Source organism: Paenibacillus sp. sg306046 (genome assembly GCF_059821225.1).
On the sequence record NZ_JCAMRT010000002.1, the window covers coordinates 208,084 to 228,625 of the forward strand.

The following is a 20,542-nucleotide window of genomic DNA, read 5'->3' on the forward strand; positions in this document are numbered from 1 at the left end:
GGGCTGAGCAGCCGAACGAATGGGAGAGGTTAATGCGTTAAGCGGGGCGATGCGTTCGTGAACGATTGGTCATCAGTCTGGAGCCGCTCGCCTTGCCCTTGATCCAGAAAAAGATTGACAAACGATTTTCATAATGATATTTATTATATATAAAAGTTTACGAACTTTTAGTAAGTAAATACTATTTTATGAGAAGAGGAACTGTACATGTCTACTGTTTTATTTGTCAAAGCTAACAATCGTCCTGTTGAGCAAGCAACTACGGTGAAGCTGCATGAAGCTTTTCTGGCGAGCTACAAAGCTGCGCATCCTGAAGATACGGTAATTGAGCTGGACTTGTTCGCAGAAACGCTCCCTTATCTGGATACGGATATGATTACAGGAATTTTCAAGGCTCCTCGCGGCTTTGAGCTGACGGCTGCTGAGCAAACAGCCTATGACACAGCTTCCCGCTACCTGGAGCAATTCCTGGCGGCTGACAAAGTTGTATTCAGCTTCCCGCTATGGAACTTCACGCTTCCGGCTGTTCTGCATACGTACATCGACTACCTGTCGCAAGCCGGCAAAACGTTCGGTTACACAGCGGAAGGACCAGTTGGCCTCGTTACCGGCAAAAAGGTTGCCCTGCTGAACGCCAGAGGCGGCGTTTACTCCGAAGGTCCGGCGGCAGCTGCGGAAATGTCCGTTAATTTGCTGACAAACATCCTCGGCTTCTGGGGTGTTACCGATATTACGAAAATCATCATTGAAGGCCACAACCAATTCCCGGATCGCGCTGAGCAAATCGTTGCCGACGGCATCGAGCAAGCAACAGTTGCAGCCCGCACGTTCTAATCTCGTTATTCCTTTCATCGCGTATTGCGCTCCAAAAGCCTGCCCCGATTCGGGTGCAGGCTTTTGGTCGTCCGGCCGGTGGCGCTTGCGCACGGCGGCCCGATTCCGTTCACTTGCGGACGAACAGCCGCTCAATCGCATGGTCGGGGCCTTTGCGGAGAATGAGCTTGGCGCGTCCTTTGGTCGGGCGGATGTTTTCGCGCAAATTCAGCGCGTTAATTTCCTGCCAGATGCCGGTTGCAGTCTGGACGGCTTCCTCTTCGCTCAGACTGGCATAGCGGTGGAAATACGACTCCGGATTGCGGAACGCCGTATCGCGCAGCATAAGAAACCGCTCGACATACCACCGTTCGATATCGCGCTCGTCGGCATCGACATAGATGGAAAAATCAAAGAAGTCGCTGACGAACACTTTGGCGTCCTTCGTCACCTGCAGAACGTTGATCCCTTCCACAATCAAAATATCCGGGCTGTGGACCAGTTGGGCTTCGCCGTCAACGATGTCGTAGGACAAGTGGGAATAAACCGGCGCCACGATATCCGGTCTGCCTGCTTTGATGTCGCGGATGCATTGCAGCAGCTTTTTCGTATCGTAGCTTTCCGGAAAGCCTTTTCGTTTCATCAGCCCGCGCTGCTCCAGCACCCGGTTGGGGAACAGGAAGCCGTCGGTTGTAATGAGATCAACCTGCGGCCGCCATGGCTCCCGGGCGAGCAGCGCCTGCAGCAGACGTGCCGTGGTGCTTTTACCGACAGCGACGCTGCCTGCGATGCCGATGACAAACGGCACCTTCTGCCGCTTGTGCTGCAGGAAGGTGGCGGATGCTTCATGAAGCTGCCGTGCGGCCGTGGCCTGCAGATGAATAAATCGCGACAGCGGCAAATAAATATCTTCGACCTCCTGAAACGAAATGCGGTCGTGGAAGCCTTTGCGGCGGTCAAATTCCTCGCGGCTGATCGACGTAGTCGAGCTGTTGCGCAGCTCCGCCCAGTCGGCGCGGTTCATTTCAAAATAAAGGGAATAGGGGTCCATAATGCCGTCTACCTCGCGCTCAATGTCGTATTTTCAAATATTAGCACAACTTTCGTAAAAAACAAGACATCGCAAACGCTTTCCCGCTGTGCAAGATGCTTTTTCTGTGCGGGTGCGCTAAGATGAAAGCATGAGAGCATGTTGGCAGTTAAACCGTAAAGCATGAGGTGAACGACTGGTGAACGACCGGCCGCAGGAATTGGTGACCAAGCATGAGCAAATCATGCGCTATATTGAAAGGCTCAGCATAGGGGCGCGCATCTCGGTGCGTAAAATCGCCCAGGCGCTGGAGGTCAGTGAGGGCACGGCTTACCGGGCCATTAAGGAAGCGGAGGCCGAAGGGCTTGTCAGCACGAAGGAACGGACGGGGACTGTGCGGGTCGAGTCCCGCGAACGCCGGCAATTCGATCGGCTGACCTTCGACGAGGTCGTGCATATCGTGGACGGCGTGACGCTGGGCGGCGCGGCAGGCTTGCACAAGGCGTTGAATAAATTCGTTATCGGCGCGATGCAGCTGGAGGCGATGATGCGTTATGTGGAGCCTGGCAATCTGCTCATTGTCGGCAATCGCAGCCAGGCGCATCTGTATGCGCTTGAGCAAGGAGCCGGGGTGCTCATTACGGGCGGCTTCCAGGCCTCGGCGGAAACTCGCGAGGTAGCCGACCGGCTGGAGCTGCCGGTGATCAGCAGCAGCTATGACACCTTTACGGTTGCGACGCTCATTAACCGCGCCATTCACGACCGGATGATCAAGAAAAAAATTATTCTGGTGCAGGACATTATCCGGACGGATACGCCGGTTTATTCATTGAAGGCGACAGACACGGTGCAGGCGATGCAGGAGCTGATCGCGCGGACCGGACATACGCGTTATCCGGTGGTCGATGATCATCATCGGCCGATCGGCATTTTGACGACGAATGACGTGCTGGGCGCGCAGCCCTCCGATCCGGTGGAGCGGCATATGAGGCGAGGGCCGTTGACGGTGCCGGTGCAGACCTCGGTTGCTTCCGCCAGCCATCTGATGGTGTGGGAGGGGATTCAGATGCTGCCGGTTGTCAATGAGCAGAAGAAGATGCTGGGTGTCATCAGCCGCAGCGATGTGCTCAAGGCGATGCAGTTTGTGCAGACACAGCCGCAATATGGCGAATCGTTCGAGGATCTGATCTGGGCGGGCTTTGAAAAAATTCGCGGCAAGGACGGCACGCTGCTGTTTCGCGGTACGATTACGGCACAGATGACCAACCATGTCGGCATGGCCTCGGAAAGTGTGCTGACTGCCCTGATGAATCAGGCGGCGCTGCGGACGGTGAAGGAGCATCGGCGGGGCGATCTTATTTTGGACAGCTCGTCGAATTATTTCCTGATGCCGATTCCGCTGGACAGCGTCGTCGAGGTAAAGCCCAGCATTATCGAGATGAGCCGCCGCTTCAGCAAGATCGAGGTGGAGCTGCAATTAAACGGCGTGCGCATGGCCAAGTCCATGTTTACGGCTCGTCTGATCGACTGACTCGTGTCGTATTTTTATATAGCAAATGTCGCTAATTTACACTAAAAATAACGATAAAACTATGTTACATTAATCCCAGGATGTCTCAAATTTATAGACTGAAGGAGAGAGCTGACTTGGGATTGCGCATTGGGAAAATCAGCTACTGGCATGTGCATGCCTGGGATTACACGAAGCAGGCGCAGCAGCGCCCGGATACGGAAATTACAGGCGTATGGGATGAGAACGCTGAACGCGGCAAGCAAGCTGCCGAGAAGCAAGGCGTTCCGTTTTACGCATCGCTGGAGGAATTGCTCGCTTCGGATATTGATGCGGTCATCGTGGACGCTCCGACCCGGCTGCACCGCGAGGTGATGGTAGCCGCCGCGCAGGCGGGGAAGCATATTTTTACGGAAAAGGTGATCGCGCCGACGGTGCGCGAAGCCCAGGAAATTATCGACGCAGTGGAAGCTAACGGGGTCAAGCTGACGGTCTCGCTGCCGCGCTTGAACGAAGGCTACACGTTGAAAATCCGCGAGCTGCTCGCCGAGCAGGCGCTCGGTCAGCTTACGCTCGTCCGTGCGAGACTGTCGCACGACGGCGCGATCAAGGACTGGCTGCCGCCGCATTTCTACAGCCTGGAGGATTGCCTTGGCGGCGCGCTGATTGATCTCGGCTGCCATCCGATGTATTTGACGCGATTGCTGCTCGGCGAGGAGCCGGTTGACGTGACGGCGCATTACGGCTATATCACAGGCAAAGAAGTCGAGGATAACGCCGTATCCGTGTTGTCCACGAAATCGGGCGCGGTCGGCATCGTCGAGGCCGGCTTCGTGAACAGCTTCTCGCCGTTTACGCTTGAAGTACACGGCACGCTTGGCACGCTGCTGTACGGCACGCCGGATAACAAGCTGCTGCTGCGGACAAAGCAGCCGGACGGGGCGCTGGCCGATCAGTGGCATGAGGTTCCGCTGCCGGAGCGCCGGGAGAGCGCATTCGACCAATGGGTCGGGCACATCGCAAACGATACGGTTGCCGAGGAAAATATCCGGGTAGCGATGGAATTGACGGCGCTGATGGAAGCGTCGAACCGTTCGGCCCGCGAGCGCCGCGCGGTACGGCTGGAGGAGCTGGCCCGCTAGTGCGGGGCGGCTGCGGCTGCCAGAGCCCATGCGGCATCAGTCTGAAAGTGGAGGGAGTCCGATGAATTCATCTCCTTATGAAGTCATGCTGGAGCGCCAGGACGCGCTGGAGCGGCTGGATTTGCGGATTCGCTGGGGCCATTATGAGCTTCGCGTGCTCCGCTTCCATCTCACTTCGTTTGCGCCGGGCAAAACGGTCAGCTTCCACAAGCACGCGGAGTTTGAGTTTCATTTTATTCCGAGCGGCGCAGGCAAAGTGATTATGAGCGACCGCACGCATGAGCTGCGGCCGGGCATGATGTATGTGACGGGACCGGGCGTCGTGCATTTTCAGGAGGCGCATACGGCCGATTCGATGGAGGAGCTGTGCCTGCACGTCGATATTGTCGATCGGGGAGCAGGCGTCGGAGGCGGCCAGGAGGCTGGGCTGGACCGCTGGGAAATCGCCGAGGCCGCAGACTGCATAGGCAAGCTGCAAGCGCTTCCGCTGGCGCCGACGATGGATTTGCACTGCGCGATGCCGTGCTTTCTCGATGCTTATCGCGCCTGCTGCGACAATTATTCGGGTTCGTATACGACGATCAAGCAATGTATCGTACAAATTTTGCTGCGCACCGTGCGCGCCTATGATGACAGCAAGCTGTCGCTGGAGCTGCCGGAGCGTGATGTCAATGCGAGCCGCTACCGCTTCGCGCTGCAATATATACGCGCCAACTATGCGTGTCCGTTGACGCTGGAGGATGTCGCCGACAAGCTCCATATCAGCTCGCGCCAGCTGCAGCGCATTCTGAAGGCGTATCACCCGGACAGCTCGTTTCGCAGCATTGTCGAGGACATCCGGCTGGAGGCGGTTTGCCGCAGGCTTGATGAAACCGAGCTGCCGGTCGAGAAAATTGCGACGCTGGAAGGCTTTGCGAATGGAAGTTACTTGCACGCGGTGTTCCGCAAACGGTTTGGCATGACGCCGTCCCAATATCGCGGACGTCACCCGGCATCCCCTATACCTTTAATCCTGTGAGGAGGACACGACTATGTCCCGTATTTATCGAATTGCGCTGATTGGCTGCGGCGGAATTGCCAATGGCAAGCATATGCCAAGCTTGAGCAAGCTGCCGAACATTCAAATGGTGGCCTTCTGCGATATCGTCGAGGAACGCGCCCGTCAGGCCGCCGAGAAGTATGGCGCGGACGGCGCAGCCGTGTATACCGACTACCGCGAGCTGCTGAAGGACGGTTCGATTGAGATCGTACATGTGTGTACGCCAAACGACTCTCATGCCGATATCGCCATCGCCGCGCTGGAAGCGGGCAAGCACGTCATGTGCGAGAAGCCGATGGCGAAGACGGCAGCGGACGCGAAGCGGATGGTGGAGGCGGCTGAGCGAACCGGCAACAAGCTGACGATTGGCTACAACAACCGGTTCCGCCCGGACAGCCAGCATTTGAAAAAGCTGTGCGCGGCCGGTGAGCTGGGCGACATTTATTACGCCAAGGCGCATGCGATCCGCAGACGGGCCGTGCCGACGTGGGGCGTATTTCTGGATGAGGAAAAGCAGGGCGGCGGGCCGCTGATTGACATCGGCACCCATGCGCTGGATTTGACCTTGTGGATGATGGACAATTACAAGCCGAAGGTCGTGCTGGGCACGGCGTACCACAAGCTCAGCCAAAACGAAAATGCCGCCAACGCCTGGGGGCCATGGGACCCGGCCAAGTTTACGGTCGAGGATTCGGCGTTCGGCATGATTGTGATGGAGGATGGCGCCAGCATTGTGCTGGAATCGAGCTGGGCGCTTAACACGCTGGAGGTTGATGAAGCGAAATGTACGCTGTGCGGCACCGAGGGCGGCGCGGACATGAAGGGCGGCCTGCGCATCAACGGGGAGAAGCACAGCCGGCTGTTTACCAGCGAGGTTGAGCTGAAAAGCGGCGGCGTGGCGTTCTACGACGGCAAGGCGGAGAAGGACGCCGACCTGGAAATGAGACGCTGGATTGAGGCGATCGACACCGACACCGAGCCGGTTGTGACGCCGCAGCAGGCGTATGTCGTGTCGCTGATTCTCGAAGCGATCTACGAATCCTCGCGTACGGGCAAGGCCGTATATCTGGACGTGTAGGACGACGTGGCTCCCAGCCTTGATGAACAGGAAGGATTAACCGCTTGTCAAAACAATAGCTTGCTGCGATCAGCTCCGCGACTTAGGTCGTCGGAGCTGATTGCGTTTTCATGAAATAAATGGGTATTTTTTGTTGCATTTTTCCCGGGATCCGCTATGATTAGACGTAGTTCATAAGTCATGTGTCAGCTAGTCTGACATGCTAAGGATTCGTTCAACATGCCTGTCTGTCTGAAAAACAGGGCCGGCTGAATGAAGCAGATGACCATGACAAGCACAGAATGTAGGGGGATCGTTTACGATGAAATTAACCATAGGTAGAAAGCTGTATGGCGGCTTCGGCATGATTCTCGTATTTCTGCTGGTGTCGGGTGTGATCGGGTACAGCTCGCTGAGCCGGGTCGTACGTTCTTATGATGATTTGATCGGCCGGCAGGCAGCTTTGCTGATTGTAATGAAGGAGGTTCAGGTACACGCCATTGAGCAAAACAATCACCTGAAGGAATATTTGTTGTTGGGCGGCGAGTCGATCAAGACGAAGGCGCTTGCGGCGAATCAGGCAGCCGGGGAAGTTATCGGCCGGGCGCAGGAGCTGGCGCAGCATCAGACGGTCAAGGATCAATTGACGGAGCTGGCTGACCAAAACGCGAATTATCTGGAGCTGGCGCAAACGGTGATGGCGGCTTCAACGCTGCGGCAGGCTGAAAATATCGCGACGCAAAATACGTTCCCGATTGGCGTGAAAATTGCGGAGGCCGCGCAGGAGCTGTCCGCTGAGCAGCAGCGGCTGCTGGATGAAGGCATGGCGCTGAACAACAAGGTCGTGCAGGGAGCGAATGCGCTGCTGATGTTGACTATGCTGCTGTCCATCCTTGTATCAGGCGTGCTGGGCACCTACATTGCCCGTCATTTGTCCAGACCGATTGCCGCCTTGTCGCAGGCAGCGAAGCGGATTGCCGCAGGTGATCTGCGAACGACGGAGGTACAGGTCAGCAACCGGGATGAGCTGGGCGAGCTGGCGGTTTCATTTGGCCGCATGGGCGGGGCGCTGCAAGGGCTGATCCGGCAAATTCACGATTCGGTCCAGCATACGGCATCCAGCTCGACGGAGCTGACGATTCATTCTGCGGAATCGGCGCAAGCTGTGGGCGAGATGGCCAGCGCGATCCGCACGATTGCCGAGGGGAGCGGAGCGCAGGCGGTCAGCGCTGACGAATGCGCGACGGCGATGCAGGAGATGGCGATCGGCCTGCAGCGGATTGCCGAGTCATCGGCTGATGTCGCCGACATCGCCGGCCGAACCATGGGCCGTGTCGACGAAGGACATGCCGCGCTGCAGCTGACGATCGGACGGATGGACGGCATGCTGGAGACGGTGCGGAGCGCAGCGGGCGAGGCGGCCGAGCTGGACCTTCATTCGCGGCAGATCGGGCAGATCGTCAAGCTGATCACTGATATTTCCCAGCAAACGAACCTGCTGGCGCTTAACGCTTCGATTGAAGCGGCGCGGGCGGGCGAGCATGGCAAAGGCTTCGCGGTTGTCGCCGAGGAGGTTAAAAAGCTGGCCGCCCAGACGAAGGAATCGGCAGGTCAGGTGGCGGAACTTATCCGGTTGATCAGCGAAAGCACCGGGAAAATCGTTGGCGCGGTCGAGGTCAGCGTGCAGGAGGTGCAGTCGGGCAGTCAGGCGGTTTCGGCGGCGGGCGAGGCGTTTGCGGAAATTCGGACGGCCATGCGCAGCGCAGTTGATCAAATTCAGGAGGTGTCTGCTGCCTCGCAGCAGGTGTCGGCGGGCTCCGAGCAGGTGCTGGCGGCTGTAGAAGAAGTGTCCCGGATCTCGCGCGGCATTTCGGACCAGACCCGCCAGGCGGCGGAGGCTGCGGATGAGCAGCTGCTGATGATGGAGCAGATTGCGTTGTCCGCCTCCGGCCTGAGCGAGCTGGCCCAGACGCTGCGGCAGAACGTGCAGACCTTTACGACGGAGTAGGATGGCATAGCAGGATGAGGCGAGGGCTGAGCGCATTTGTCGGGGAAGCGGCCGTACGTGAGGCGCAAAGCTGCGGAGAAAAAGGGGGCGAGTAGGGGGAGTCGAGGGATTTGCCCCGGCATTCAGCTAACATTCAGCTTTTTCTTAGGTTACGCTCAGTGGGCCTTCATGCTGGCTTCAGGTTCATTCTCTATGATTGGTCTTGTAAGGAAAACAACCCAATCTACAGCCAAAAAGGAGAATGACTCATGAACCCAATGATGAAAAAAATTGCAACAGGTACACTCGCAGCTAGCTTACTGATTGGCGGAGGCAGCTTCTATTATTCGCAAGCTTTTGCAGCAACGGATACATCGGCAGCAGCAGACAGCCAAACACAAGGCGCGGTGAAGGCGCCGGGGATGAAGGGCGAGCAAGGCGCACGCGGTCAACGCGGCGACGGCGCGCGCGGCGGCGGTCCTGGCGGCTTCGGGCATGAAGGACGCGGCGGCGGCGGACTTGTCGAGCAGACGGCGACTTTGCTCGGCGTTGAGGCATCGGTCATCCACGAGCAGCTGCAGCAGCAGCAAACGCTGGCGCAAATCGCGCAAGCTACAGGCGGCTTGAGCGAGGCAGACTATCTCCAGAAGCTGGTTGACGCAGAGAAGGCCAAGCTGACGGAAATGGTTACCGCAGGCAAGCTGACGCAAGCTCAAGCCGATGAGAAGGCGGCAACGCTTTCCGAGCGCATTCAAAAGCAAATTACAACCGTTGGTCCGCAAGGCGGCGGCGATAAGCAAGGCAAAGGCGGCTTCCCGGGCGGCGGCAAGGGTGGACCTGGACATTTCGGCAACCCGGAAACATTGTCCGGCATCCTCGGCCTGACGACGGACGAGCTGCATGCAGCGTGGAAGGAAGGCAAGACGCTGGCGGAAATTGCAGCGGAAAAGGGCATTGACAAGGATCAGCTCGTAAGCAAGATCAAGGATTCGCTTGATGAGTCGATCCGTCAATTTGTCGATCAGAAGCATACCGGCGGCGAACGCCCGGCTCCTGCTGATCCGGCAGCGCAAGGAACAAGCACAACGGGAACCGGAGCGTAAGGGTAAGGCGCTTTACCGCGAACGCTTCACTTGAATCAGGCCGGTCTGTCTCCGAATGTCGGAGGCAGACCGGCCTGATTGCCGTTGCATGAAGGCGGATGATTTTACATGGATGAGTCATCCGTTCAGCTGTGCTGGATGGAACATCCGCTTGCCGCTACTTTTGAAAGTGAATCCGCCGCACGGTTATGCGCCAGGGCCATACGTGCGGAGCGCAGGCTATGCCTGAGCTATTGCTGCTCCGGGTCACGGGGAGAGCCGAAGGAGCGCGGGGCAGGCTGCTCATTGTCCGGCCGGTCAAGACGCGCCGAAGCGGCTGCCGGACGCTGGATGCGGTACAGCCCTGAATTCGCCTTGAACCAGCGAAACAGCTGATAGACGAGCACCTTGAGCACGGCATAGCCGGGCACAGCCAGGATGATGCCGACGATGCCGAACAAATTGCCTGCGGTCAGGATGACGAAAATAATGGTGACCGGATGAATGTGCAGCGACTTGCCCAACATTTGCGGCGAAATAAACTTGCCTTCCACAAGCTGAACGACCGTCCAGACGATGACCATCTTGAGCAGCATAACCGGGGAGGTGACAGCCGCCACGATCAAGGCGGGCGTAATCGCGATAATCGGTCCGATGTACGGGACGACGCTGGTGCAGGCGGCGATGACGGCGAGCACCAGCGAGTAGTCCAGGCCGATGATCAGGTAGCCGATATACAGCAGCAGCCCGATGCAGAAGCTTACGATGAGCTGCCCGCGAATGTAGGCGCTCAGCTTGTCATTTATTTCGCCGAGTACGGTATAGCCGGAGCGCCGCCAGCCGGTGGGCACAAATTTGAGCATATACCGGGGCAGCTTGCGGCCGTCCTTGAGCAAATAAAACAAAATAAACGGCACGGCCACCAGCGTAAGCAGCGTTTCCGTCAGCGCGCCGATCAGGCCGCCGATGCCTGCTCCGGCTTTATTGAGCAGCGAGGTTGCTTTTTCCGACAGGGAGGAAGCCCAGTCCGTGGACGAGGAGCCTAGCATCTGCTGCACTTCATTAAATAAGCGGCTGCCGACCAGCTGGGCGAACTGCTGTTCAATCTGCTCGCTGTAGGTCGGGAAATTTTGAATCAGACTTTTGATTTGCTCGCGAATGAGCGGCACGACAGTTGAGACGAGCAGCGTCAGCAGACAGAGAATCAGCAAATACAAAGCGACGATGGCATGCAGCCGCCGGATGCGCTGCTTCTCCAGCCAGTTCACCAGCGGGTTCAGCAGATGGAAGGCAATGCCGGTCAGGATGAAAGGCAGCAGCACGGTGCGAAGCAGCACGACAAGCGGCGCAAATACAAACGGAATTTGGTTCAGCACATACAGATTGACGCTGATCAGCAGCAAGATCAGCAAACCTACGACAAATTGATTGTTAAGAAAAAAGCGTTTGAATAATTCAGCCCCGCCGCGTCTTGTCATCATCGTTCCTCCAGCCGTCTCTGCTTACAGATTGCAGGTCATTCGGGTCCTCCTCCCCGAGCATAAGCGGTTCCGCTTCGCGGGCAGCAGGAAGGATTGGCAGTCCGAGGCCTGATCTACGCTCCGTATTACCCGGCTTCGCCATCGTTGACACCTGTTAGTTATTCCCTGCTCCGAAGCAAGTATACAGGTCACCATTTCGGGCATAGGCCCATATGCTGGAGGGAGAGAAAGGAGAGGTGACGCGCAACATGGTTGATGAACAGCAATTGATGGCACAGCTGGAGGCGCATCTGCCGCCGGGAGCGGTCATTCAGCGGCAGCCTGACCCGGAGCACGGCAAGCCTGTGATCATCGCGGCGGATCTGGACGGCGACGGCGTACCGGAAATTGCCGGGGCCTACAAGCTGGGCTCGCAGGCCTATGTGCAGGTGCTGCGTTATAACGGCGAGCGCTGGGCAACGGCGGCGACGCTGCAGGGCGGAGGGTATGCCGTCAGTACGCTGCAGGCTGCGCCGCTCACGCATCGGAACCGGATGACGCTGGTTGTCGGGTGGCAGGTCGGGGCGATCTGGTCGGAGCTGGGCTTGTACGATTGGACGGGAGCAGGCATGACGGGCATCTCACCGCCGGGTGTATCGTTCAGCTATGCGGAGGCCGAGGATATGCCGGGGCCGCACGGCCGCGACGGCTTGGCGGAGCTGGCGCTTTGGTCGCATGACACCGGACTGGCCTATAACATCGAGGTGTATCGGCTGGAGCAGGGACGTCTGGCGCCCGCCTACGATGTGTACCCGTATTACTTTCGCCGGGTTATCCGCTACTATGAACGTTTGGTCCGGCAATATCCGCAAGCGCAGTTTTATAAGGATCATTTGTACGATGCGATTCAAAAGGCGGGCCGCAGCTCCGGGGAAGCGGCGGACAGCGGGCTGGCGCTGCGGATGACGGCGTTGTTTCCGGTAGCGGCCAAGACGGTGCAAGGCACCCGCTGGGGGTATGTCAACGCGGAAGGCAGGCTGGAGATTCCGCTGCGTTATGCCAACGCCGAGCCGTTCCAGCCGAACGGGCTGGCTGTTGTCAGCGATGGCGATCACGTCGGCGCGATTGACGCCAGCGGCCGTTACCGGATCGAGCCGCGCTTCGGCAGCATCGGGACATTTGCCGAAGGCCGGGCTGTTGTCACCGACGCGGAGGGCTACAAGGTCATCGACGAGGATGGTCAGGTGCTGACGCCGCGCGCTTACAGCTATATCGGGACGTATTATAATGGTCGGGCGCTGGCTTCGGACGGCAGCTCCGGGCGTTACGGCTATCTGGATGCGCAAGGCCGGGAGGTCATTCCGCTGACCTTTCTGGAAGCCGGGGATTTCTCCGGCGGCAAAGCGATCGTGAAGCTCGCGGAGGAGCGCTACGCCCTCATTGATCCGGCCGGGCGGCAGCTGCATACGTATTCGTATGCGTTTGTCGGCGCGTTGGGAGACGGCCTGCTGCCGTTCCGCCAATCGGCGGCCGGACGTTACGGCTATATCAACGAGCAGGGCGCGGTTGTGCTTGCGCCGCAATATACAGAAGCGCAGCCGTTTGCCGAGGGCCGGGCGGTCGTCAATACAGCGGCCGATTATAAAAACAAGTACGGCTTGATCGACCGCAGCGGCCGCTTTGTGCTGAAGCCGGTATACAATGAAGTGCGGCCGCTTGGCGAGCGGCGGTATGCGCTTGGCTTCCCGCTTGATTCCGCGCAGCCGTTTCTTGGCTCGACCTATGCGATTGCCGATGAGCAGGGCCGCGTTTTGACCGCGTCGCGGTATGTCCAGGTGGACAGCTACAAGCACGGTGTACTGTCAGTCAGCGACGGGACGCGCAGCTTTTTCCTGGATCGTGCAGGCAAGCGGGCCGTGCAGCTGCCTGCGGTGGAAGGCGTCGGCACGCTGACGCTGATGGGACCGCTTGTTCAGGCCAATGTGGACCAGCGAATTTCTTATGTGACACGGGCCGGCCGGGTCGTCTGGCAGCCGCCCGCCGTTATCCCGCTTATGCCTCCTTTCCGGGTGAAGGAGCTGAAATACAAGCCGAACAAGGACTATCTGGTCTATTACCCGCAGCTGGAGGGGATGCAGGACAGGACTGCGCAGCGGCACGTAAACGAAAAGCTGAGGCAGCTGTCCCAGGTAAAGCCGGTAGGCAGCGGCCAGCTGGCATACAGCTACACGGGTGACTTTGAGGTTGGGTTTTACCGGGAACGGCTGCTGTCGCTGGAGCTGGTCGGGTACAATTATCCGTTTGGAGCGGCTCACGGAATGCCGACACGCGTCTATGCGCATGTCGATCTGGGCACCGGGCGGTTTTATGAGCTGAAGGATTTGTTTAAACCGGGCAGCGATTATGTGAAGGTGCTGAGCGCTATTGTAGGCCGACAAATCAAGGAGGACCCGCAGTACGATTACATTTTCCCGGACAGCTATAAGGGGATTGCGCCGGATCAGCCCTTTTATGTGACTGCCGATGCGCTGCATGTGTATTTCAATCCTTATGATATCGCGCCTTACGCGGCCGGATTTCCGACGTTCCGTGTTCCGTATGCCGACATTATGCCGATTATTGCGACGGAGGGAGCCTTCTGGCGGTCTTTTCATCGCTGAGCGTGCAGGATAAGGATGAAGGACTCCGGACTAACAATGCGCTGGAGCTTGGAAGCCGAGGTTTGCTTGCAGGCTGGAAAATCCCGGCCAACGAACGAGACGCAGCAGGTCTGTTCGATGGTCGGGATTTTTGCGCTGTCCGCATCATTGTTACCATTGGCGCGGGTGAAGGAAGGCTGCTTTTTCATCAGCCATTTTTCGAAGGTAATGGTAACATGGTAAGGTAAAGGAGGGAGCAAGCTGATGCCGGACGATCGTGTCTGAGCAGGGGCGGACGGTTCTTGAGCGGGCCATCCCTCCGCTTGCTAAGGGTATGAGGGTGATTAATGAGGCTGTCAACGCAAAGGAGGCGTGGTCATGCTGTTTCATTTCAGTGAGGAAGCGGGAATTGAGCTGTTCATTCCTCGGCCGGTGCCGCATCGGCTTGATGCCCCTGTAGTCGTCTGGGCAGTGCATGCGGAGCAGGCGTACACGTATTATTTTCCGCGAGACTGTCCCCGAATCGTATGCCGCCGAACGGATGAGATACGCGATGAGCATCGGGTGTTGTTTTTCGGTCAGACAGCGGCGGATATCGTCGTCACGGTAGAAAGCCGCTGGTATGAGCGCATGATGGGGCAGACGCTGTACCGCTACGAGTTCGCGCCAGACGGCTTCGAGCTGGCTGATCGGACAGCGGGGTATTTCACCTGTCCGCGACCTGTAAAGCCTATTGCCGTAGAGCGGCTCGACGGCTTGGTGGACAAACTGCTGCAGCGAGGTGTGGAACTGCGGTTTACGCCTGATTTGCATCCGCTACGGCAGGCGATTGTAGCTTCCGATTTCGGGGAATTCGGCATTTATCGGTTTCACAACGCCAGGCGAGCAGGGGGAAGTAGAAGAGTAGTTGGAGGTGAGCAAGAGACGGTGAGTCATATAAGATGAGCAATTTCGGTAACCTTCATATTCAAACGGATGACCGAGAGGCGAAGGAAGCGGACATCCAGGTGCTGTCCGAGCTGTTCGGGCATCAACAATTCGAGCAAATTCAGAAGGCGCTGCTGGAGCAGGAGCTTGAGGAAGCGGTGACACAAATCGAGAAGCTGCTAGGCGTGCCTGTTTGGATCAAATCGGATTGGATCAGCGATGAGGAGAGTCAAGACGAGTACAGCCATTTATATGCTAGGGTGGACTTCCATGCAGCTGCTGATCCGAAATGAGGACTGAATCCCTGTATGCATGACAGGCAGAGCCAGCGCCTGCCAGACCCGCTTCTTTGCTGGAACCGGTCTGGGCCCGGACGTTGGGTTGGGAGCTGCAAAGAAAGCAATTTTCCGTAGCGCTGCTCCCTTGCCTGTTCTATGTTTTCATCCAAATTGCCCTAGCTGCGCTGCGGAAGGCGAGTGATCCTGATGAAGCGAACGGCCGCCATGATTGCCTGCATTCCGAAAATAAGGGCCGCGATGTAAAGCAGCCCCTCCGTCGTCTGGCTCCAGATACGACCAATGAAGGCCAGCGACTCGCTGTTATTTGTCGCCCAGCTTGTTGTCGCAAGCTGCTCCATAAATTGCTCGTTCCAAATGGAAGGATCGGCGAACATATAAATAAACAGCGCCAGATGCAGGCTGTTAACCAGCAGCTCAAGGCTCACCAGCTTGACGGTCCAGCGCCCTGCGACCAGCTTCAAGCTTTCCACGAGCACCGTCAGCGCCAAGCCTGCCCAAATATATGGTAAAAATTGTTGAAAGACCGTCTTATTGAGAAAGGGTATAACCGTCGAGGCTTCCGCGTTTCGGGCCGGCCAGATGCCGAACAGTTCGATGGAGCTTATGATCAGCAAGGCAAATACGATTGTACAGATCAGGCTGACGGCAGACTCTCCGCGTGGAATCCGGGGGCGGGAATCGGGCGGCGGGGGCAGGTCGGAAGGGCTCCAGGCGGCGGAGGCTCGCATTCCTGATTTGAACGGATGAGGCCCGTAATATTCCACCAGCGCGAAAATAAGCGTCACCCAGGCAAAGCCCTGCAGGCCGCTCAGCAGCAGAGCGTACAGATGCTGTACCAGCTGGCGGGGAGCATGCAGCGGATCGGCGACAGCTCCGATCGTAAACCGCACGGCGACGGCAATGCCGATCGCGATCAGCACAAAGCGGACAACCGACACATAGAGCGGGAACAGCTCGGGTCCGATCAACGACCGCCGGTTCCCCCGGCAGCTGTCAGCCAGCTCGCTAGGATCGCCAAGCTCAAGCAGCACCGCCTCCACGTCTTGCCGGGGCGGCTGGCCGCCGGCTGCGCGCTCCTCCAGCGTATCCTCGATTAAGCCCGTGAGTTCCTTCTCAATGTCCGCCTGCTGCCGGGCAGGCAGTCTGCGGGTCACCGCATGGACATAGCGGCTAATCAGCTCCATCCTGATCCTCTCCTTCCGTAATGTGCGCCATGCTTGTCATCAACCTGCGCCAATCCCGGCAGAGCTGCCGGTACACCTCCCGGCCATCCGTGCTCAGCACGTAATACTTGCGGGGGCGGGCTTTCAACGTATCCCATTCGCTTCCAGTACGGAAACAAGCGAGTAGCCATATTACGGCGTGGATAGCTGACCGAGCGCCCCGATAATGATCGTGCCGCGCCGCAGCTCCTGAATAAGTCCATTAACGGTTTCCTCAATTGTCATCGGCTGTCATCAGCTCCTGCTTTCACTACACTGTATGTCACACACTATTGTAAATGGTCAACTATAGGGGGAGCCGTTCAGCAGAAGACGGCACATGAAATGTACAGCCCGTATCGACTATAATACAAACATAGCATCAGTTGGGACATGCACCCGGATGCAGGCCAGCTGCGGCGGGAGAAAGCAAGGTGCAGGCGATGAGCCCGATTATTCAGGAACCGATTGTGTACCAGAATCCGGCGCTGCGGCTCAAGGTGGACCAGTTTATCAGTGAGCGGAACGAGTGCCCGTCCGACGGACTGTGGCATCATCATAAGGAAGTGGAGTTTATTTGGGTGCAGAAGGGGCGTCATGAAGTGCGGATGCCCAATCGCGTCTATGTGCTGGAGCCTGGCGACGTGATGCTTGTCGGCGGCTCTCGGCTGCACGCTCCGCGCAAGCTGGGCAGCGAGGAGATGGTGCATACGGTGCTGCATGTCGATCTACAGGCGTATTTCGATCCGGCCATGATGAGCTACTATCGTCACTTCTCGGAGGCGCTGTACCCGCTTGATGAATTAAACGAAATGTTTCGGGATGCACGGGTCAAGCAGGACGTCGGGCAATTAATCGAGGCGATCCACCGTGAGGTGCTGGAGGGGGCCAAAGGGTATGAGATTGCGGCCAGCATGCATATCAAGCATCTGATGCTGACGCTGCTGCGGCATGACGACCGGGGGCTGCTGCAGCCGCATGAATATATCGACGCGGACGTGATCCGTCCGATTTTGGAGCATATTGACGAGCGGCTGGAGCAGCGGCTCGACATGGAGCAAATCAGCCGGATGGCGGGGATGAGCTATTCGTATTTTTCCCGCCATTTTAAGAAGCTGATGGGCGTATCGTTTACGGATTATGTGAATCGTCGACGGATCGCCAAGGCGGAGCGGCTGCTGGTCACGGGCCGCCAAAGCGTAACGGAAATCGCCGAGCAGGTCGGCATTCCGCATATGGCGCATTTCTATACGTTGTTCAAGCGGTACAATGGCTGTACGCCGAAGCAATTTTTGCATCAAGTGAAGCTAAAATAGGCGGTTTAGGAAAGACATCCTAAGAGGGGAGGAACCATGCTTACCTACATGGTCTTGTTGTCCGGTTTACTCATTAGTACGATCACGGGATTGGCGTTCCCAAACACGGCCTTGGCCGAAAGCTCGCATGAATCCATGCCTGGCGGAGGAGGAAGTGAGCTGCAAACGAACGGCAGCGGTCAACGCTCGGAGCCTGCTGCCAAGCCGACTGGCCCGGTTAGAGGCGTTATGGACTTGAGAGACGCAGGCGGCGCCAGCGGGCAGCAGCTCGTTCCGCTGCAAGGAGAGTGGGAATTTTACTGGAAGCAGCTGCTGGAACCGGGAGCTTGGGCGTCTAGCGACCGGGAGCCTGCTTATCTGCAAGTGCCCGGCACCTGGACCCATCGCGAGGGACAGGAGTCTTCGGCAGCTGGATACGGATATGGCACTTACCGGCTGACGCTGCTCGTGTCGCCCGAGGATATAGGGGGCAATAAGGCGTTGTTTATCCGTTCGATCGGCAGCACGCACCGGATCTGGATCGACGGCCAGCAGCATCCCGGACTGGGCGAGGTGGGCACGAGTCTGGAGACGGAGCGGCCGCAGGCGCATATACAGCTGTTGTTTTTCCAACCAAAGAGGCAGTCTGTAGAGCTGGTCATCCAGGTATCCAACTACTCCTTCCGGGAAGGGGGAATCAACCGGGAAATCGTCTATGGAGATTCGAGCGCGCTGATTCCCTACATCCTCAAAGGATTGCTGTACGATATTTTCGTCATTGGCGGCTTCTTACTGATTGGGCTATACCACCTGATCATTTTTGCGCTGCGCTCCAAGGACGATTCGACGCTGTTTGTCGGGCTGCTGGCGCTCGCTTTTTCTTTGCGTACCTTGTTCATCAACGGATATTTAACCTCGCTGCTGCTGCGTATCGACGATTGGGAGGTCGGCGTAAAGCTGGAGTACGGGGCAGAGCTATTCGCTTTTATAGCGGCAGTTTTGCTTATGCGCAGCTTGTATCCGCAAGAGGTGCACCGGCTGATGGTCCCGGCGGCGGGCGTGCTCACGGCGGCGCTGCTGCTGTTTGTGTGCATGACTCCGGCCAGAATTTATACGGAGTCGATGCTGCTTCAGACGGCGCTCAAAGGGGCTTTTCTGGTGTATTTTATTTGCTATGTCGGGATTAAGGCTTACCTGCGCAAGCGGGAAGGGGCTTTTATTCATGTCTGTGCCCTGCTGCTCATTAGTGTGGCGATGCTCAACGATACGCTGTATTATTTGCGAATGGCCAATACGGTCGAACTGCTCGACCTAAGCATCATTCCGTTTGTCTTGGCTCAGGCGGTCATCGTCGCCTACCGCTATGCCCGGTTATCCCGTCGCAATGACGTGCTGGTGACGGAGCTGGAGCTGAGCAATGCGACCTTGGAGCAGAAGGTGCTGGAGCGCACGGCAAGCTTGCAGGAGGCGAACAGCGAGCTGTCGGAGATGAAGGAGTATCGCAGCAGGCTGCTATCCAATATTGCGCATGATCTGGGAACGCCGCTGGCCGGGATTCAGAATTACCTGCAATTGATGGCCGATGGCAAGGTCACACTGGAGCCCGGCCGCATCAGCCGCCAGATGTCCGATAAAATGAGGTACACCCGCAAGCTTATTCATGATTTATTCGATCTGTCCAAGCTGGAAGCGAGACAAATGAGCCTACAGCTTGAGCCGGTGGCTGTTCGGCCCTGGCTGGTGGAGCTCTGCGGGCAGTTCGCCGCCGATCTGGGGGAGCAAGGCTTCGAGCTTCACGCAGAAAACGTGGATAAGGAGCTGGCGGAGAAGCGGGTGCGAATCGACCGGTTCCAGATGACGCGGGTCGTGTCCAACTTCGTGGACAATGCGGTAAAGTTCAGTACTGGGCTAAGCTCGGTTGTTCACATGCAGGCGCATATTCGCCGACTTGAGGCTGGAAACGAAGAACTGGTGGTTGAAATCATGGATAGCGGCGTTGGCCTGACGGAGGAGGAGGTGACGCAGGTCTTCAAGCGCTTCTATAAGCGGAGAGAAAGCCACCCGTCCGGCAGTGGTCTGGGACTTGCGATCGTGAAGGAGATTACCGAGCTCCATCAAGGGAGCGTGGGCTGCAGGCGGCGCGAGGAAGGCGGCAGCGTGTTTTATTTCACGCTGCCGGTATGGCCTGATTCAGACTGCGCTTCACCTGAAGAGTAGGCTGGCAGGAGTAGTCCCCCGGAGGGAGGCAGGAGTCGGCTCATGAGCCGACGGAAGTCCGGCCAGCGCCGTCTCCAGCAGCGAGATGGCGGATGGCCGGTTTTGCGCGCCCAGCTTATCATAGATGACGGTCAGCTTGTTTTTGATCGTGCCCTCGGTCAGAAACAGCTTGTCGGCAATTTCTTTATTGGATAGCCGGTTCAGCAGCAAAGCGATGATCTGCTGCTCTTGCCCGGAAAAGTGACCGTTGGACTCAAAGAAGCCCAGCAGTCTGCGTTCCTTCCCATATTCCCCATTGTTCACAGCATACTGGGCTACCTTGGCCGCTACTTTCGCCGGCAGCATAAACGGGTCACAGGCCGCTTCGCGAATTGTGGAGGCCAGCTTGCCCGGATCGGCATCCTTCAATAAGTAACCGTTCGCTCCATAGGCAAGCGCTTGAAAAATATATTCCTCTTCATTAAAGGTTGTCAAAATGACAATCTTGACTTCCGCATCCAGCTTCCGGATCTCCCTCGTGCATTCAATTCCATTCATGACCGGCATCTGCAAATCCAGCAGGATGATATCCGCTTTGGAGCGCTGCACCCAGCTAAGGGCCTCACGGCCGTTGCTCGCCGTGCCGATGACACGCATGTCAGCCTCGGAGCGGATGAGCGCCTCCAGACTGCCTCGGAATAGATCGTCGTCTTCTACAATCAGCACTTCAAGGATGTTCATAGGCAGCTCCTCTGCATGTATGCTCTGCTTTCCTAAAATCGTGACCAAACGTCACTTCGCAGTCATATAGGTTTATTTTACTATAGAAACTGTGAGGAAAAAAGACAGATTTCGAGGGGATGC

At 57.4% G+C, this 20,542-nt stretch carries 16 protein-coding genes; 12 read left to right on the forward strand and 4 right to left on the reverse strand.

Going from position 1 to position 20,542, the window contains the following annotated elements:
• The first annotated feature begins 207 nt into the window (after positions 1-207).
• Positions 208-834 (forward strand): FMN-dependent NADH-azoreductase, encoded by a 627-nt coding sequence (locus AC6ROY_RS02890; RefSeq protein ID WP_500098473.1) that lies wholly within the window; start codon positions 208-210, stop codon positions 832-834.
• Between the two features lie 109 nt (positions 835-943).
• On the opposite strand, the gene coaA is transcribed toward AC6ROY_RS02890, so the two are convergent.
• Positions 944-1,864, reverse strand: a complete 921-nt coding sequence (gene coaA / locus AC6ROY_RS02895) for a type I pantothenate kinase (RefSeq protein ID WP_500098475.1) — start codon at positions 1,862-1,864, stop codon at positions 944-946.
• Between the two features lie 223 nt (positions 1,865-2,087).
• Between coaA and AC6ROY_RS02900 the strand changes: the two genes are divergently transcribed.
• The 6 genes from AC6ROY_RS02900 to AC6ROY_RS02925 all read left to right on the forward strand — a co-directional run bounded on the left by AC6ROY_RS02900 (position 2,088) and on the right by AC6ROY_RS02925 (position 9,681).
• Positions 2,088-3,374, forward strand: coding sequence for a DRTGG domain-containing protein (locus AC6ROY_RS02900; RefSeq protein WP_500098650.1), 1,287 nt, complete (start codon positions 2,088-2,090; stop codon positions 3,372-3,374).
• 80 nt (positions 3,375-3,454) lie between these two features.
• Entirely contained in the window at positions 3,455-4,495 is a 1,041-nt protein-coding gene (locus AC6ROY_RS02905) for a Gfo/Idh/MocA family protein (protein ID WP_500098477.1), read from the forward strand.
• 61 nt (positions 4,496-4,556) lie between these two features.
• Positions 4,557-5,513 (forward strand): helix-turn-helix domain-containing protein, encoded by a 957-nt coding sequence (locus AC6ROY_RS02910; protein WP_500098478.1) that lies wholly within the window; start codon positions 4,557-4,559, stop codon positions 5,511-5,513.
• A gap of 13 nt (positions 5,514-5,526) precedes the next feature.
• On the forward strand, positions 5,527-6,612 hold the full coding sequence (locus AC6ROY_RS02915; protein WP_500098479.1) for a Gfo/Idh/MocA family protein: 1,086 nt from the start codon (positions 5,527-5,529) through the stop codon (positions 6,610-6,612).
• 301 nt (positions 6,613-6,913) lie between these two features.
• A complete protein-coding gene (locus AC6ROY_RS02920) occupies positions 6,914-8,599 on the forward strand; it encodes a methyl-accepting chemotaxis protein (protein WP_500098480.1) in 1,686 nt (561 codons plus the stop codon).
• Between the two features lie 248 nt (positions 8,600-8,847).
• Positions 8,848-9,681: a hypothetical protein gene (locus tag AC6ROY_RS02925; protein ID WP_500098481.1), complete on the forward strand. Its 834-nt coding sequence runs from the start codon at positions 8,848-8,850 to the stop codon at positions 9,679-9,681.
• Between the two features lie 230 nt (positions 9,682-9,911).
• On the opposite strand, the gene AC6ROY_RS02930 is transcribed toward AC6ROY_RS02925, so the two are convergent.
• Complete coding sequence (locus AC6ROY_RS02930; RefSeq protein ID WP_500098482.1) at positions 9,912-11,141, reverse strand: AI-2E family transporter; 1,230 nt, start codon at positions 11,139-11,141, stop codon at positions 9,912-9,914.
• Between the two features lie 236 nt (positions 11,142-11,377).
• Here AC6ROY_RS02930 and AC6ROY_RS02935 point away from each other — a divergent pair, with 236 nt between their 5' ends.
• The 3 genes from AC6ROY_RS02935 (at position 11,378) to AC6ROY_RS02945 (ending at position 14,979) form a co-directional block, all read left to right on the forward strand.
• Positions 11,378-13,780, forward strand: a complete 2,403-nt coding sequence (locus AC6ROY_RS02935) for a WG repeat-containing protein (protein WP_500098483.1) — start codon at positions 11,378-11,380, stop codon at positions 13,778-13,780.
• A gap of 357 nt (positions 13,781-14,137) precedes the next feature.
• The gene (locus AC6ROY_RS02940; protein ID WP_500098484.1) at positions 14,138-14,704 is read left to right on the forward strand and encodes a DUF6886 family protein; all 567 of its coding nucleotides are present in this window, start codon (positions 14,138-14,140) and stop codon (positions 14,702-14,704) included.
• Complete coding sequence (locus AC6ROY_RS02945) at positions 14,701-14,979, forward strand: hypothetical protein (RefSeq protein WP_500098485.1); 279 nt, start codon at positions 14,701-14,703, stop codon at positions 14,977-14,979. Before AC6ROY_RS02940 ends, AC6ROY_RS02945 begins: the two co-directional genes overlap by 4 nt.
• A 161-nt stretch (positions 14,980-15,140) precedes the next feature.
• On the opposite strand, the gene AC6ROY_RS02950 is transcribed toward AC6ROY_RS02945, so the two are convergent.
• Complete coding sequence (locus AC6ROY_RS02950; RefSeq protein ID WP_500098486.1) at positions 15,141-16,169, reverse strand: HAAS signaling domain-containing protein; 1,029 nt, start codon at positions 16,167-16,169, stop codon at positions 15,141-15,143.
• 461 nt (positions 16,170-16,630) lie between these two features.
• Between AC6ROY_RS02950 and AC6ROY_RS02955 the strand changes: the two genes are divergently transcribed.
• Together AC6ROY_RS02955 and AC6ROY_RS02960 are read left to right on the forward strand one after the other, a co-directional pair.
• Positions 16,631-17,503 (forward strand): helix-turn-helix transcriptional regulator, encoded by an 873-nt coding sequence (locus AC6ROY_RS02955; RefSeq protein WP_500098651.1) that lies wholly within the window; start codon positions 16,631-16,633, stop codon positions 17,501-17,503.
• Positions 17,504-17,539: 36 nt separating this feature from the next.
• Positions 17,540-19,699 carry a sensor histidine kinase gene (locus tag AC6ROY_RS02960; protein ID WP_500098487.1) on the forward strand — a complete coding sequence of 720 codons (2,160 nt, stop codon included), beginning with the start codon at positions 17,540-17,542 and terminating at the stop codon, positions 19,697-19,699.
• On the opposite strand, the gene AC6ROY_RS02965 is transcribed toward AC6ROY_RS02960, so the two are convergent.
• Positions 19,685-20,419, reverse strand: a complete 735-nt coding sequence (locus AC6ROY_RS02965) for a response regulator (protein WP_500098488.1) — start codon at positions 20,417-20,419, stop codon at positions 19,685-19,687. The two genes, AC6ROY_RS02960 and AC6ROY_RS02965, sit on opposite strands and share 15 nt — an antisense overlap.
• Positions 20,420-20,542 lie beyond the last annotated feature (123 nt).

What these genes read in the sequence shown, in the direction of transcription:
- AC6ROY_RS02900 (WP_500098650.1), top strand. Translation starts at nt 2,088, where the DNA reads ATGCGCTATATTGAAAGGCTCAGCATAGGGGCGCGCATCTCGGTGCGT.
- AC6ROY_RS02940 (WP_500098484.1), top strand. Translation starts at nt 14,138, where the DNA reads ATGCTGTTTCATTTCAGTGAGGAAGCGGGAATTGAGCTGTTCATTCCT.
- AC6ROY_RS02960 (WP_500098487.1), top strand. Translation starts at nt 17,540, where the DNA reads ATGCTTACCTACATGGTCTTGTTGTCCGGTTTACTCATTAGTACGATC.
- AC6ROY_RS02965 (WP_500098488.1), bottom strand. Translation starts at nt 20,419, where the DNA reads ATGAACATCCTTGAAGTGCTGATTGTAGAAGACGACGATCTATTCCGA.
- AC6ROY_RS02925 (WP_500098481.1), top strand. Translation starts at nt 8,848, where the DNA reads ATGAACCCAATGATGAAAAAAATTGCAACAGGTACACTCGCAGCTAGC.
- AC6ROY_RS02955 (WP_500098651.1), top strand. Translation starts at nt 16,631, where the DNA reads ATGAGCCCGATTATTCAGGAACCGATTGTGTACCAGAATCCGGCGCTG.
- AC6ROY_RS02915 (WP_500098479.1), top strand. Translation starts at nt 5,527, where the DNA reads ATGTCCCGTATTTATCGAATTGCGCTGATTGGCTGCGGCGGAATTGCC.
- AC6ROY_RS02905 (WP_500098477.1), top strand. Translation starts at nt 3,455, where the DNA reads ATGTCTCAAATTTATAGACTGAAGGAGAGAGCTGACTTGGGATTGCGC.
- AC6ROY_RS02930 (WP_500098482.1), bottom strand. Translation starts at nt 11,141, where the DNA reads ATGATGACAAGACGCGGCGGGGCTGAATTATTCAAACGCTTTTTTCTT.
- AC6ROY_RS02890 (WP_500098473.1), top strand. Translation starts at nt 208, where the DNA reads ATGTCTACTGTTTTATTTGTCAAAGCTAACAATCGTCCTGTTGAGCAA.
- AC6ROY_RS02945 (WP_500098485.1), top strand. Translation starts at nt 14,701, where the DNA reads ATGAGCAATTTCGGTAACCTTCATATTCAAACGGATGACCGAGAGGCG.
- AC6ROY_RS02910 (WP_500098478.1), top strand. Translation starts at nt 4,557, where the DNA reads ATGAATTCATCTCCTTATGAAGTCATGCTGGAGCGCCAGGACGCGCTG.
- coaA (WP_500098475.1), bottom strand. Translation starts at nt 1,864, where the DNA reads ATGGACCCCTATTCCCTTTATTTTGAAATGAACCGCGCCGACTGGGCG.
- AC6ROY_RS02950 (WP_500098486.1), bottom strand. Translation starts at nt 16,169, where the DNA reads ATGGAGCTGATTAGCCGCTATGTCCATGCGGTGACCCGCAGACTGCCT.
- AC6ROY_RS02920 (WP_500098480.1), top strand. Translation starts at nt 6,914, where the DNA reads ATGAAATTAACCATAGGTAGAAAGCTGTATGGCGGCTTCGGCATGATT.